10 protein-coding genes are annotated in these 13,346 nt (G+C 71.0%); 2 read left to right on the top strand and 8 right to left on the bottom strand.

Features of this window, described 5'->3' with window-relative positions:
• Positions 1–109 precede the first annotated feature (109 nt).
• The 7 genes from ACFWP5_RS08200 to ACFWP5_RS08170 form a co-directional block, all read right to left on the bottom strand.
• Positions 110–1,762 (bottom strand): protein kinase, encoded by a 1,653-nt coding sequence (locus ACFWP5_RS08200; protein WP_384152099.1) that lies wholly within the window; start codon positions 1,760–1,762, stop codon positions 110–112.
• 340 nt (positions 1,763–2,102) lie between these two features.
• Complete coding sequence (locus ACFWP5_RS08195; RefSeq protein ID WP_384152095.1) at positions 2,103–3,062, bottom strand: threonine/serine dehydratase; 960 nt, start codon at positions 3,060–3,062, stop codon at positions 2,103–2,105.
• Positions 3,063–3,144: 82 nt separating this feature from the next.
• Positions 3,145–4,173 (bottom strand): polyprenyl synthetase family protein, encoded by a 1,029-nt coding sequence (locus ACFWP5_RS08190; RefSeq protein WP_384152092.1) that lies wholly within the window; start codon positions 4,171–4,173, stop codon positions 3,145–3,147.
• Entirely contained in the window at positions 4,170–5,216 is a 1,047-nt protein-coding gene (locus ACFWP5_RS08185; protein ID WP_384152089.1) for a tetratricopeptide repeat protein, read from the bottom strand. Before ACFWP5_RS08185 ends, ACFWP5_RS08190 begins: the two co-directional genes overlap by 4 nt.
• 201 nt (positions 5,217–5,417) lie before the next feature.
• Positions 5,418–6,095, bottom strand: coding sequence for an AIM24 family protein (locus tag ACFWP5_RS08180; protein ID WP_384152086.1), 678 nt, complete (start codon positions 6,093–6,095; stop codon positions 5,418–5,420).
• A 66-nt stretch (positions 6,096–6,161) separates the two neighbouring features.
• Positions 6,162–7,622 (bottom strand): CAP domain-containing protein, encoded by a 1,461-nt coding sequence (locus tag ACFWP5_RS08175; protein WP_384152083.1) that lies wholly within the window; start codon positions 7,620–7,622, stop codon positions 6,162–6,164.
• Between the two features lie 153 nt (positions 7,623–7,775).
• Positions 7,776–9,059, bottom strand: coding sequence for a serine hydrolase domain-containing protein (locus tag ACFWP5_RS08170; RefSeq protein WP_384152271.1), 1,284 nt, complete (start codon positions 9,057–9,059; stop codon positions 7,776–7,778).
• Positions 9,060–9,380: 321 nt separating this feature from the next.
• Here ACFWP5_RS08170 and ACFWP5_RS08165 point away from each other — a divergent pair, with 321 nt between their 5' ends.
• A complete protein-coding gene (locus ACFWP5_RS08165) occupies positions 9,381–11,183 on the top strand; it encodes a M4 family metallopeptidase (protein WP_384152080.1) in 1,803 nt (600 codons plus the stop codon).
• A 73-nt stretch (positions 11,184–11,256) separates the two neighbouring features.
• Here ACFWP5_RS08165 and ACFWP5_RS08160 read toward each other — a convergent pair whose 3' ends face one another.
• Positions 11,257–11,997, bottom strand: coding sequence for a hypothetical protein (locus ACFWP5_RS08160; RefSeq protein ID WP_384152077.1), 741 nt, complete (start codon positions 11,995–11,997; stop codon positions 11,257–11,259).
• A gap of 135 nt (positions 11,998–12,132) precedes the next feature.
• Here ACFWP5_RS08160 and ACFWP5_RS08155 point away from each other — a divergent pair, with 135 nt between their 5' ends.
• The gene (locus tag ACFWP5_RS08155; RefSeq protein ID WP_384152074.1) at positions 12,133–13,305 is read left to right on the top strand and encodes an ROK family protein; all 1,173 of its coding nucleotides are present in this window, start codon (positions 12,133–12,135) and stop codon (positions 13,303–13,305) included.
• The last annotated feature ends 41 nt before the right edge of the window (positions 13,306–13,346 follow it).

Below are 13,346 nucleotides of genomic sequence, written 5' to 3'. Positions count from 1 at the left end.
GCTGGTCGGTGGGGGGCCTGCCTCGGTGGCTCAGGCAGACAGGCAGGCAGCCTATTCCACCCGTTGCCGCTGCTTTGAGCGCCCGGCCCTCGCGTCGCCGACCGGCCTCCTAGCCGGCATCTCTGCGGAAGGTCTTCAGGAAGGCCTGCAGCGCCTGCCGGTTGGCCGTGTCGTTCCACTCGTCGGCCGGCGTCGTCCAGCGCAACGAGAAGCTGCGCCCGCCGCCGATCAGGAAACCACGCCCCCAGGTACGCAGCCGGTCCTCGCCGGTGCCGGAGAACCACTCCATGTCGGCGGCCTTGTCGCCCTGGTACGTGGTGGCCTGGATGGTGCCGATCTGCTGGAAGCCCTCGGTCTGCTTGAGCCCCGGCAGGACGTCGTCACGCCAGACGGCGACCGGGTCCGGGCCCGCCTGAGTGCTGTACGTCACGGCCAGCGTGCGCGGGTCGCCCGTGGCGCCGAAGGTGACCCGATAGGCGTCGGACACCTGCTGGGTCTCCACCACCTTCCAGCCCTTGGGGAGCGCGACGGAGAACCCCTGCGGCGCCCTGAACACGCGGAAGCCGGCCGGCAGCGCCGAGGCGGTGGGAGTGGGGGAGGGGGACGCGGTGACGGAGGGCGAGGCGGACGCGGAAGCGGAAGGAGAGGCGGGGGACGTGGCCGACGGAGTTGCGGACGGGGAGTAGGCGTGACCGTCGATGTTCTCGCCGGGTGTGCTGACCGAGGCGGACGCGGACGGGAGCGGCGAGGGGGAGGTGGCCGCCGAGGTCTCGGTGCCGGGGAGTTGGTGGGTGGCGGCGAGGACGGCGACCGTGACGGTGCCGACGGCGAGGGCGGTCCCGGCGGCCATGCCCCGGCCGCTCCAGGTGGTCCCCGCCCCACGCACGACGTCGTAGGCCCTCCGCAACCGGGGCAGGGGAACCGGCTCGCGGTCGGCGTACGGGTCCTCGTCGAGGATGCGGGTGAGGGACTCGCGGACCAGTGGGCGGGTCAGCCGCTCCCGGGAGTTCTTGCGCAGCAGCCCCTGCACGACCTGTGCCAGCGGACCGGCGCGTGACGGGCCGCGCATCGGGAGCCGGTCGACGCCCTTCATGGTCGCCTCGGGGCGGCCCCGGTCGCGGAACGGCGGGTGTCCCTCGACCAGCGTGTAGAGGATCGCGCCGAGCGCCCACAGGTCGGCGGCGGGACCGATGCGTTCGTCCCGTGCCTGTTCCGGCGAGGCGTACGACGGTGCGGTGATCCGCGGGGCGAGGGTGGCGCCCGCGAGCCCGAAGCCGGTGAGGACGACACCGCCCCGGTCCCGCACGAACACCTGGCCCGGACTGAGTTCGCCGTGGGTGATGCCCTCGCTGTGCGCCGCTTCCAGGATGTCGAGCAGTTCGAGTCCGATGCGGGCGGCCCGCACGTAGTGGAACGTGCCCTGCTGGGCGAGGAGTTGGCCGAGCGGTGTGCCGTCGATCCAGTCGGTGACGGTCCACAGCGTGCCGGCCTCCTCGACGGCGTCGACGACCGGGGCGACCCGGGTGGGACAGAGCAGCACCATGACGTCGGTGGTGCGCCGGATGCCTGCGGTGATCCGTCCCGCGCCCTCTCCGTCCGGGACGACGGGGAGGGTCACCTGCGTGAGGAGGCAGGGCTGTTCGGCGATCGTGTCCTCGCCGTACCAGGAGACGCGGTTGGTCTCGCGGTGCGCGACCTCCATGGGCCGGTATCTGCCGGCGACCAACTCGTGTACGGAGACGTGCGTCTCGACCATGGCCATCCCTCGCTGAACCGCTGGCTCTCACCTTTCCCAGAAGTACGGCGGGTGTGATGGGCTGCGTTCAATGGAAGCCCAATTCCCCGGTGTTTCTTGCCTTTTATTCAACGGCGGCGAGCAGGTGTGCGAGAAAATCGAGTCGCGGGGGGAGGTCCCAGGTCGGCGCTTGTGTCCCGGGGCGGGTGAATTCGCCCCGGGGGCTTCCGTGGCGGAATGCTGCCGCCCTACCTGGTGGTAACCGGCGGTAAACGCAGACGTGAAGACCGCGAATACACGGTGCTTGTCGACAACTTCGTCGAGGGATTCGTCAACGAATCTGTCAACGAAGTGAGTTGACGGGAAGTCAGCGCAGTCCGAACTCTTCCGACCAGCCCGCGATCTCCCCGACGGTCGCGTTGCCCCCGCAGACCACGAGACCGAGCCGGGCGCCCTCGCCGACCCGCTCCAGCACCTGCCGGGCGGCGGGCAGCAGACAGCCCGCGGCGGGTTCGGTCCACACCTTGGCATGCTCGGCGAGGTCGAGACACCCCTGCACGGCGTCCCGGTCGGGGACGGTCAGCACCTCGGCGACCAGGGCCGACACATGGTCGTACGTCAGCTGCGACACGGCCGGCGCGCTGAGCGTGGTCACGATCGACGACGGCGTGACCGGCACCGGGCCGCCCGCCGTGAGCGCCGCGGACATGGCCTCGGCGCCCTCGGTCTCCACACCCCAGACCCGGATCCCGGGCCGCCGGGCGTGCAGGGCGGCGGCGATCCCGGCGATCAGACCACCGCCGCCGATGCTGACCACGACGTCGGTGAGTTCACCGGCGTCCTCAGCGAACTCCAGCCCCACGGTGCCCTGTCCGGCGATCACCACCGGGTCGTCGAACGGGTGGACCAGGGTCAGCCCCTCGTCCCGCAACCGGTTCACCAGCTCGAACGCGCTCGGCATGTCGTCGGTCAGCCGCAGCGACGCGCCCGCCGCCTCCACCAGCGCGATGGACCGCGTCGGCGCCGAACGCGGCATGACCACCGTCGCCTTCACGTCGAGCGCCGCCGCCATGACCGCGAGCGCGATCCCGTGATTGCCGCCGCTGACCGCCACCACTCCGGCCGCCAATTCGCCCTCGCTCAGGGACAGTAGCTTCGCTGTCGCCCCGCGCGCCTTGAAGGAACCCGTGCGCTGCAACAGCTCCAGCTTCGTCGTGACCGGGACACCGAGCAGCTCGGAGAGCCCGAAGCTCTCCACGGTCGGGGTGCGTACGACGTGTCCGGCGATCCGCTCGGCGGCGGCTTCGATGTCCGAGATGCCGATCAAGGCAGTCATCCTTCCGGCACGGGGACAGGTGACCCGTGCCGATCCGACCCTGACGCGGAAAGGACGCGCAGGTCAACACGTTTCAGAGTTCGCGCCGCACCAGGAACTCCACCAGGGACCGCAGGTCGTCCGCGGGCCCGGCCGCCAATGGCACCCCGGCGAGCGCCGTCTCCACGGCGCCGATGTGCCGACGGGCCTCTGCCAGCGCCGCCGCACGGCCACCGGCCTCCTCGATCAGTCCGGCGGCTACGGCAGGTTCGGCGCCCGACTCAAGGAGGGCGGCGAGGTGTCGGTCGCCGGTGGCGGAGAGCGCGGCCAGGACCGGGAAGGTCTTCTTGCGCTCCCGCAGATCACCGTGCACGGGCTTGCCGGTCACCGCCGGGTCGCCCCAGATCCCCAGGACGTCGTCGACCAGTTGGAAGGCGATGCCCAGCTGCCGTCCGGCCCGGTCGAGCGCGGCGACCGTCGCAGGGGGCGCCCCACCGAGTACGGCACCGAGCGCGACCGCGCAGCCCAGCAGCGCACCCGTCTTGCCCTCGGCCATCGCCCGGTACTCGTCCGGGCGGACCCGCTCCGGCCCGGTCCAGGGGCGTGCCGCGAACAGCAGGTCGTCCGCCTGGCCGTGCACCAGATCGCCGAGCGCCGTCGACAGCAGGCGCAGCCCGCCCGCTCCACCCGGGGCCGCGGCGAGCGTCTCGACGGCCAGAGCGAACAGGGCGTCGCCCGCGAGGACGGCCGGGCCCGTGCCGTAGGCCTTCCAGACCGTGGGGCGGCGGCGCCGGGTCGGGTCGCCGTCCATGATGTCGTCGTGCAACAGCGAGAAGGTGTGCACCAGTTCCACCGCGACGGCCGCGGCGACCCCGGCCCGCCCGGGGGCACCGGCCGCCTCCGCCCCGAGCACGGCGAGGGCCTGCCGTACGCCCTTGCCGCCCGGCGCGGCGACGGGAGCGCCGCCCACCTCGCACCAGCCGAACGAGTAGGCCGCCATCTCGCCCATCCACGGATGCAGCCGCCCGACCGCCTCGGCGAGGGCGGGCCGCACCAAGTCCTGGCAACGGGTCAGGACTTGGGGTACGGACGGTGCCGCTACGGTCGAGGAGCGCGCCGTCACCGTACGACCTCCGCCGTGACGCCGACGCCCAACTCGTCCTGCGCCCGGGCCACCATCTCGCGCGCGTGCCGCAGGCCTATCCGCTCCAATATCCGTGCCAGTTCGGTGAGTTCGGCCGCCGTCTCGGCACGGTCGCGGCCCAGGCGGGCCAGGGACTTGGCCAGGCCCAGCCGCGAGAGGGCCTCGCCGCGCGGTTCGCTCATCGCGCGGAACTCGGCGAGCGCCTGCTCGTAGAGGTTCCGCGCCTCGGCGTAACGCCCGGCGCGGTAAAGGACGTTGCCGCGCATCTTGTGGTTGTAGGCGAGCGCGCTGGAGAGCTTCATCGCACGGCAGCTGTCCTCCGCCTCGGACAGCAGGTCGAGAGCCCGCTCGGTGTCCTGGTCGCGCACGGAGACGATGTCGGCGAGTCCGCGCAGCGCCCAGGCGTGCCCGCGCCTGTCGTCGGCGCCCGCCGCGATCTCGGCCGCCTCCTGGAACATCGCGAACGCCGTGTCGTAGGAACCCCTGTTGCGGTGGATCTGCGCGATGCCCTCCAGCGCCCACACCGTGTGCCGGGCCTCGCCGCGCTTGCGGGCCTCGGCGAGGAGTTGTTCGTGCAGTCGGGCCACGGCCTCGTAGTCGCCCTGGATGCGGCCGGTCTCGGCGAGGCCCGCCAGTGAGTAGCCCCGGACGACGATGTCCCCGCCGCGCTCGCCGAGTTCGGCCGCGAGCCCCAACAGCCGCCATGCCAGCGGGAACGCGCCGCGCTGCCGGGCCAGGGTGCCGCCGCTCCACATCGCCCAGGCCATCGCGGCCGTGTCCCCGGCCTCACGGGCCGCGCGGTAACTCGCCTTCCACGCCCGGTCCGCCTCCCGCACCTGCCCGAGCCGCCGGTGCGCCTCGGCGACGGCGAGGCCCGAGCGGGCCGCCTCGGCGCGCTGCCCCGACCGCTCGGCCGCCGCCAACTGCTCGGTGCCGGCGGCCAGTACGTCGACCAGTGAGGAGTTCACGGACAGGGTGGTGAGGGCGCCCTGGTACTCCGGAGCGAATGCCTTGCCGTACATCGATGCCTCTCGATCCTTATACACCGCATGTAGACACTGTGTGTATACATAGTGCCTATACATCGCATGTATACATGCCGTGTATAGAGCCTTGGAAATGAGCCCCGGCCGTGGGGGCCAGGGCGTCATCTGCTGATGCGGATCAAGACGTCGATGTGCGCGGCGAGGTTGCCTCTGAGGCGTAGATCACTCGCCGGGACCTCAGTGCTGCTGTGCCTTCTGCGGCGTCTCCTCGCTGGGCCGTACGACGACGAACCCCTCCCCCTGGAGCATGAGTTGGACGGCCTCGCCGGAACCGCCGCGCAGCATCGACCCGATGGACTGCGAACGGTGCAGCGAGGTCTGGAGGTGGGCCGACCAGCCGACCACCGCGTCCGTGTCGACGAACACCGGGGACTGCGGCGAGACCGGAATGACCAGCGGGTTGCCCTCGCAGACCAGGCCCAGCTTGCCCTGCCCGGTGAAGACGCTGTTGAAGAGACCGCCGCCCGCGATACCGGAACCCTTCACCGTCTTGATCGCGTACGACAGCGAGGCGTCGAAACACAGGACGTTACGGCCGTTGACGGTGAACTCGTCGCCGGGGTCGATCTCGACCACGAAACAGTTCTGCGCCTCGTGCGCGAACCACGCCTCGCCCTGGCCGCGCACCACCATCAACGGCAGACCCTCACCGGTGACCGCACGCTTGAGCATGCCGCCCACGCCCTGGCCCTTGCGCTCGAACTGGAGGTTGCCGCGGTAGGCGATCATCGCCCCCTGGCGGGCGAGCATCTCGCCGTTGACCGCGTACCTGACGCACTTGGCGTTCTCTACGGTCATGCCCGGCGCGGTGGCCGGCTGCACCATGTGCTCACTGGAAAACAGATCACCCTTCATGCGGGCATCCTGTCCCGGAGGATCTCATTCCGACAAGATCGTGGACGGGTCGGCTGTCCCTGGCGGTCAGGCGCCGAAGAGTTGCGTCCAGTACGTCCCCGTCTGTCCGCCGCCCGCGAAACCGATGCCTATGTGGGTGAAGTCCGGCTTGAGGATGTTGGCGCGATGGCCGGGGCTGTTCATCCAGCCCTCCACGACCTCGGCGGCCGATCGCTGACCGCAGGCGATGTTCTCGCCGATCGTGCGCCTGCGCGAACCCGCGGCGGCGGCCCGGTCCCAGGGCTGGGAGCCGTCGGGGGAGGTGTGCGAGTAGAAGGCGCGGGCCACCATGTCGCTGCTGTGCGCCTGCGCGGCGGCGGCCAGCAGTGGGTCTACGGCGAGTGCGGGCAGCCCGGCCCTGGCGCGCTCCGCGTTGGTCAACGCGGCGACCTTCTCCGCCGTGCGGGCCAGATTGCCCGCGGTGAGCGGCGTTGCCCACAACGCCGTCCAGTAGACGTCACCGGAGCGGGGGTCGACGGCCTGGGCGAGACCCGCGTGCGTGAAGTCCCGGTCCAGCAGCGTCCGGCGGGCCTGTTCGGTGCGCAGGCAGTAGTCGACGAACTCGGCGGGGGTGCGGGGTCCGGAGACCAGGTGCTCGCCGATGGTGAGGTAGGTGTAACCGGCGCGGGTGACGCGCTGGTACACGGAGGTGCCGTCACGGCTCTCGGTGCCGAGGTGTCCGGCGGCGGCCATGTCGGAGGCGTGGGCCTGCGCGGCGGAGGTGAGGCGAGGGTCCGGGGAGACCGGTGGCGAACCGGCTTTGGCGCGAGCCGAGTTGGCCAGGGTGAGGAAGCCGGTGGGGTCGGGTGTCCGGGCGGCGGGAGAGCCTGGGTGCGGCCCGGTGGGAGACACCGTTCGGGGCGCGGGGACGGACGCTGATCGTCGCGGGTCGGGCGCGGATGCGGGTCGCAGTGTGGTCGTGGGCCGAGGAGCGGTGGCCGGTGTCGGGCGTGGCGTCGCGGAGCGCGCACCTCCCGTTCCCGCCCCTCGTCCCGGCGCTGGAGCCGAGTCCTCGACGAGGTCCACGCCGAAGTCCCGCGCGATCCCCGCGAGTCCGTCGGCGTACCCCTGCCCCAGCGCGCGCAGCTTCCAGCCGGTGCCCCGTCGGTACAGCTCGGCGAGGAGCAGGACGGTTTCCCGCTGGGGGCGTGGTGGGGTGAAGCGGGTGAGGGGTTGGCCGCCGGTGTTGGTCACGTGGAGGGTCGGGGCCGGCAGGCGGCCCAAGGGCGTGCCGGGATCGGCGGGACTGATGACGACGGTGACCCGGTCGGCGCCGGCGCGAAGGCGGGCCGGGTCGATGGTCAGGGTGTCGTCCCGCAACCGCGCTCCGGGCGCCGTCGGCTGGTTGTAGAACACGAAGTCCGCGTCGCCGCCGACCTTGCCGCTCTCGTCCGTGATCAGTGCCGACACGTCGAAGGGACCGGGCACGCGCAGGGTCAGGGCACCGCCAGGAAGGGGCAGATTGCCGCCCGGCACCAGCTCGTTCACGGCACCGCCCTTGCTGTTCGCGCCCGGTGGGGGAGTTCCCCGGTGGGGGGACTTCGTCCTCCACTCAACGTCTCGCCGGGGCACGGGGGTTCCCGCGCGTGGAGGTGGGGGGCGGACAGCCTCGCTCTCCGGCCCCCACCGCGCACCGCGTCCTCAGTCCCGTGCGACCCCCGGCGCGATGTCCTCGTAGGCCACGTTCCGTTCGGTGACGTAGGAGCCTCGGCCCGTGAGCGGTGAGCTCTGGATCGCCTTCGTCCGCTTGCCGCAGAAGGCCGACTCCAAGGTGCGCGCCATCGTGTTGAGGACGGTGCCGTTGTTGGACGTGTTGGCCAGCGCGGTGAGGCTGCGGCGGCCGTCCTTGGACGTGAAGGAGTAGGTGTAGAAACCCTGGACCGCGCCCGTGTGGCCGTACACGGAGACACCGCAGGACAGATCGCGGCGCCGCAGTCCGAGCCCGTACCGGGTCGTGCTGTTGACCGGGGTCCACCGCTCCATCTGCGCGAGCTGGGCGGCGGAGGTGAGCCTGCCGCCGAGCAGGGCGGAGAAGAAGGTGTTCAGGTCGCGGGTGGTGGAGATGACCGCTCCGGCGCTCTGCGCCCAGGAGACCGTCTGGTCGGTGGCGTCGATGAGCTTCGCGCCCGCGCGGTCCGGGGTGAGATAGCCGTGGGCGTACCGGCCCGGGATCGTCGTGGCCGGGTGGACGTAGAAGGTGTCGCGCAGCTTGAGCGGCTTGATGATGCGGTCGCGGTACTCGGTGCCCACGGAGTGGCCCGTCAGCTTCTCGATGAGCATCCCGGCGACCACGAAGTTGGTGTTCGAGTACGAGTAGGCGGCGCCCGGCGCGTTGGTGCGCGCATGGTTCAGGGACAGTTGCACCAGCTGGCGGTAGGTGAAGACCTTGTTGCGTACGGCCTCGAAGCCGGAGACCGAGCTGGCGAACATGGAGTTCGTGTAGTCGTACAGACCGCTGCGGTGGCTCAGTACGTGGCGCACGGTGATCCGCTTGTCGGGCAGCAGTCCGGGCAGGTAGCGGTCGACGGAGGCGTCCAGGTTCAGCTTGTGCGCGTCGGCCAGTTGGAGCAGGACGACGGCCGAGAACGACTTGGTGATGCTGCCGATGCGGAAGCGGTCGGCGTTGCCGATGGCCCGGCGTGTCGAGCGGTCGTCGATGCCCGCGGCGGCCGTGTGGACGGTGCCGTGGTCGTCGATGCGGGCGATCGCCCCGGGCGCGCCCTGCGTTGTCAGCGTGCGCAGTACGGCACGGAGCCCTGCCAGGTCGGGGGCCGGAAGTCCCGCCAGGCCGGGGGCCGGAACTGCGTCTGCGCTGTTGGTTCTCGTGGTGTCCGACTCGTGGGTCGCGGCATGCGCCGGTACCGCCGTGAGCGCCAGCAGTGCCGCCGCCGACGCCGTGGCCCTGCGCACCGATCTTGAGACCATCCGGTTCTCTCCCATTTTTTCTCTGTATGCGAGATCGATCACAGTCGCGCTAGGCAACCTTCTCGCACCCCGTCACATCTCCACAGCTGACGCACAGTTGGTCATTCGCTGATCACTGAGCGATGTGGATGCGCAAAGTATTGCCATGAATTGTTCGAAAACCGTTCATTTCGGCTTTACATGTACATGGTGGATACGTGAGGGTTTCGGTTCGGGGCCCGACCAGCCCCTTGGTGCGGCCGACCGCTCGTGCGGTCAACCGCGCCCTGTACCAAGGCGGTTGGTGATCCCGGCCGTCTTCGAACGGAGGAGCCCTCATCCATGCGTGGACCCCACATACGCAGCCTGGCGGTCGCCGTCGCGGTGACGACGGCCGCCACGGGGCTGGCCGGAACGGCCTTCGCGGGACCGGCCACGGCCACGGGGGCGGATCGTGCGGCGGCCTCGACCGGCACCACCGCCGCTTCGGTCGTCACGGCCGCGCGTGCCGCCGCGTTCGCGCACGCGTCGGCGACCGGTGTCACACGGGGCGATGAACTCCGGGCCCAGGACGTGATGATCGACCCCGAGGGCGCACGGCACGTGCGGTTCATACGCACGCACCAGGGCATGCCGGTCCTCGGCGGCGACCTCGTCGTCCATCTGTCCCACCGGCTGGCCTACACCGGCGTCACCCGGGCGGCCGACCGGAGCGTCAAGCTTGCGACCACTCGGGCCAAGCTGACCGCAGGTCAGGCCGAGGCGAAGGCCGCCGCCGTAGGAAAGGGCGACGCGGGCACCGCCGAACTCGTGGTGGACGCCCGGGACGGGGGAGCCGCCCTCGCCTACCGAATACCTGTCAGCGACAGCAGCACCGCCGAGGCCGCCGGCACCCGCACGGTCGTCATCGACGCCGTCACCGGCAAGGTCCGCAGCAACACCCCCGACAGCGACGAGTTCCTCTCGCCCAAGCTGCTCGACACCCTGCGCGAGCGCGGCGAGACCCTGGATCCCGCCACCGGTACCGCCGTACAGCCGAGGCCCCTCACGGCAGCCGCCGCGACCCGCGCGGTCCACTACCCGGTCACCGCCTCGGGCACCGGCACCTCCCTCTTCGTCGGCAAGGTGCCGCTGACCACCACCCGTACGGCGCGCACCAGTTACCTCCTCAAGGACCCGACCCGCTGGGGCACCGAGACCCGCGACGCCAAGGGGAAGGAACTGGAGAACTTCGCGCAGGGCAAGAAGTTCACCAGCACCACCGACAAGTGGGGCAACGGCGCCGTCTCGCACCGCGACAGCGCCGCCGTCGACGCCCAGTACGGCATCACCAAGACCCTGGACTTCTACAAGAAGACCTTCGGCCGCAAGGGCATAGCGAACAACGGCAAGGCCGCCCGCGGCATGGTCCACTTCGGCGACAAGGTGGCCAACGCCTTCTGGGACTCGACCTGCGGCTGCATGCTCTACGGCGACGGTGACGGCGACATGTTCAAGAAGCCGCTCGTCGTCCTCGACGTCACCGGCCACGAACTCACCCACGGCGTCGTGGACGCCACCGCAAAGCTGGAGCCCACCCGCGTCGACGCGGACGGCAACCAGTACGGCGAGGCGGGCTCGCTGAACGAGTCCCTCGCGGACATCTTCGGCTCCAACGTCGAGTTCAGCGCCAACAACGCGAAGAACCCGCCGAACTACCTGATCGGCGAGAAGCTCGGCCTCGCCCAGAAGTTCCTGCGCCGCCTCGACCACCCCTCCCTCGACAAGCTGGAGGGCACGATCGACTACTGGGCGCCGCAGACGTACGACGCCGAGGTGCACGCAGGCTCCGGAGTCTCCTCGCACGCGTACTACCTCCTCGCGGAGGGCAGCGGCCGCAAGACGATCGGCGGCTTCGCCTACGACTCGCCCACCTACGAGGGTTCGACGGTCACCGGCATCGGACGCGCCAAGGCCACGGCGATCTTCTACCGCGCGCTGACCCGCTACATGGTGTCCAGCACCGACTTCCACGACGCGCGCACCGCGACACTGAAGGCGGCGGCGGACCTCTACGGCGCGAGCAGCACGGCGTACAAGACCGTCGACCAGGCCTGGGCCGCGGTGAACGTCACGGTCGCCAACACCCCTGCCGCCAGGCACTGATGACCGTCCGGGTGCCCTGCCGCGAGCGGGGCGCCCGGCCGCCCGGCCGCAGGCCTACTGCTTCTCGACCTCCTCAGATCCACTGCTTCTCGATCTCCTCGGACACGGTGAACTCGGCCTCGCAGGAAGGGCAACTGGCCTTCCCGAACACGTACGTCAACGCCGTCGCGACCTCCGTCTGCCCGAACTCGACCGCCTCGCCGTGCAGCCGCGCCCCGATGCCGTCGAGCCGGTCGGGCGTGGCCGGTACGAGTTCCGTGCGCCCCTCCGTGTCCTCCTTGCCGACGCCGGTCACGTAGTCGCCGGCCGAGGTGAAGACGCCGTACGAGCCGAACGCGACGAACAGGCCGTCCTCGCACTCGGGGCACTCCAGGTCGTACTCCTCGCTGTTCACCCCTTCCAGCGCCTCGGCCCACACTCCACCTTCCTCGAAGGCGAGCACGGCCATCTGGAGATAGACGAAGGTGTGGGCGTCCTGCCCGGGATCCGCGCGCAACGCCCGTGCCACATCGAGCAGTTGGCCTATCTCGTGGGTGTACCGCTCACGGCACTCCTCGTCCGGGTCCGTGGTGATCAGCCCGGCCATGGTGACCGCCTGTATCGGCCCGCCCGGCGCCCGGCCCAGCGCGATGTCGGTGAGCACCGGCATCGCCGCCCAGCTCGCGTCGTACACCGAGCCCTGGTGGCACAGCGAACCCCACAACTCCTGCCACACGGCGTCGTCCTCGCTGCCGCCGAGTCGCGCGAACAGGCCAGGGATGTTCTCGGCGCTGCCGTAGGCGTGGGTCAGCTCGGGCCAATCGATTGTCGTCATACGGCGATTGTGCCGCCCGGCACTGACAACGCGGCCTCGGCCGCCATCGACTCGGCTCAGGCGACTCACAACTTCGCTTCGACAAATCCTGCTTCTTTTATTGACGGCGGAAAAGAAGGGATCTAGGTTCCCGCCATGCGCTCGATCCCCCGTACCGAGTCGTTCCCGGCCCACACGCCGGCCGTCTCGCAGGTCTTCACGACCGTGCTGTCCCACGGCCCCCTCACCCGGCTTGAGGTGGCCCGCCGGGCAGGGCTGTCGGCGGCCGCCGTGACCAAGGCGGTCCGGCCGCTGATGGAGGCCGGGTACCTGGCGGAGGGCGCCGACCAGGACGCGCCCCCGGCACTCGGGCGGCCCGCGAACCTCGTACGGGTCGACGGCGGGCGGGCGTTGTTCATCGGGGTCAAGGTGACCGGCGACGAGATCATCGGTGTCCTCGCCGACCTGTGCTGCCGCATCCGCGTCGCCCGCCATGTGCCGCTGACCGACCGCGACCCCAAGGCGGTGTTGTCGTCGATCGCCGACCTGGCCCAGGAACTCCGCACCGAGGCGGACGACTTGGGCATCCGGGTGCTCGGCCTCGGCCTCGCGGTCTCCGGTGACGTGGACCGCGGCGAAGGGGTCGTCCGCTACTCGCCGTTCCTGGAGTGGCGTGACGTACGCCTGGCCGAACTGGCCGCCATGACAACGGGGTTGCCGGTCACCGTCGACAACGACGTGCGCGCGCTGACCGTCGCCGAGCAGTGGTTCGGCGCCGGCGCGGGCCTCACGGACTTCGCCGTGGTGACCGTCGGCGCGGGCATCGGCTGCGGACTGGTCGTGCACGGCCAGGTCGTCGCCGGCGCCCACGGCGTGGCCGGTGAGATCGGGCATGTGGTCGTCGACCCCGCCGGGCCCCTGTGCCACTGCGGCAACCGCGGCTGCGTCGAGGCGATCGCCGGGGACGCCGCGATCGTCGCCCGCGTCCGCGAGGTCACCGGCGTCCAGGTCGCCGACACCGCCGAGGCGTTGGCCCTCGCGCACCGGGGCGACGCCGGAGCGCGCGAGGTGTACGCGCGGGCCGGTGAGGCGATCGGCCGGGGCATCGCGACGGTGGCCAACCTGCTCGGCCCCGAACGCGTGATCATCTCCGGCGAGGGCCTGGCCGCCTATGACCTGTTCGCCGAGCAGATCCGCGACTCCTTCGCCGCCGCCGCCTTCGGCTCCGCCGCCCGGTGCGACGTACACACCCGTCCCCTGCCCTTCGACGAATGGGCGCGCGGGGCCGCCGCCACCGCGATCCAGTCCTTCATCCGAGCCGCCGACTAGCCCGCACGACCACACTCGACCCCCGCCACACTCCTACCCGC

Source organism: Streptomyces sp. NPDC058469, from assembly GCF_042721125.1.
Lineage (GTDB): Bacteria > Actinomycetota > Actinomycetes > Streptomycetales > Streptomycetaceae > Streptomyces.
This window is presented reverse-complemented; position numbering and strand designations above follow the sequence as displayed.

Excerpts from the sequence above, each read along its gene's own strand:
- ACFWP5_RS08200 (WP_384152099.1), bottom strand. The coding sequence starts at position 1,762 with ATGGCCATGGTCGAGACGCACGTCTCCGTACACGAGTTGGTCGCCGGC.
- ACFWP5_RS08185 (WP_384152089.1), bottom strand. The coding sequence starts at position 5,216 with ATGTACGGCAAGGCATTCGCTCCGGAGTACCAGGGCGCCCTCACCACC.
- ACFWP5_RS08180 (WP_384152086.1), bottom strand. The coding sequence starts at position 6,095 with ATGAAGGGTGATCTGTTTTCCAGTGAGCACATGGTGCAGCCGGCCACC.
- ACFWP5_RS08170 (WP_384152271.1), bottom strand. The coding sequence starts at position 9,059 with ATGGTCTCAAGATCGGTGCGCAGGGCCACGGCGTCGGCGGCGGCACTG.
- ACFWP5_RS08165 (WP_384152080.1), top strand. The coding sequence starts at position 9,381 with ATGCGTGGACCCCACATACGCAGCCTGGCGGTCGCCGTCGCGGTGACG.
- ACFWP5_RS08160 (WP_384152077.1), bottom strand. The coding sequence starts at position 11,997 with ATGACGACAATCGATTGGCCCGAGCTGACCCACGCCTACGGCAGCGCC.
- ACFWP5_RS08155 (WP_384152074.1), top strand. The coding sequence starts at position 12,133 with ATGCGCTCGATCCCCCGTACCGAGTCGTTCCCGGCCCACACGCCGGCC.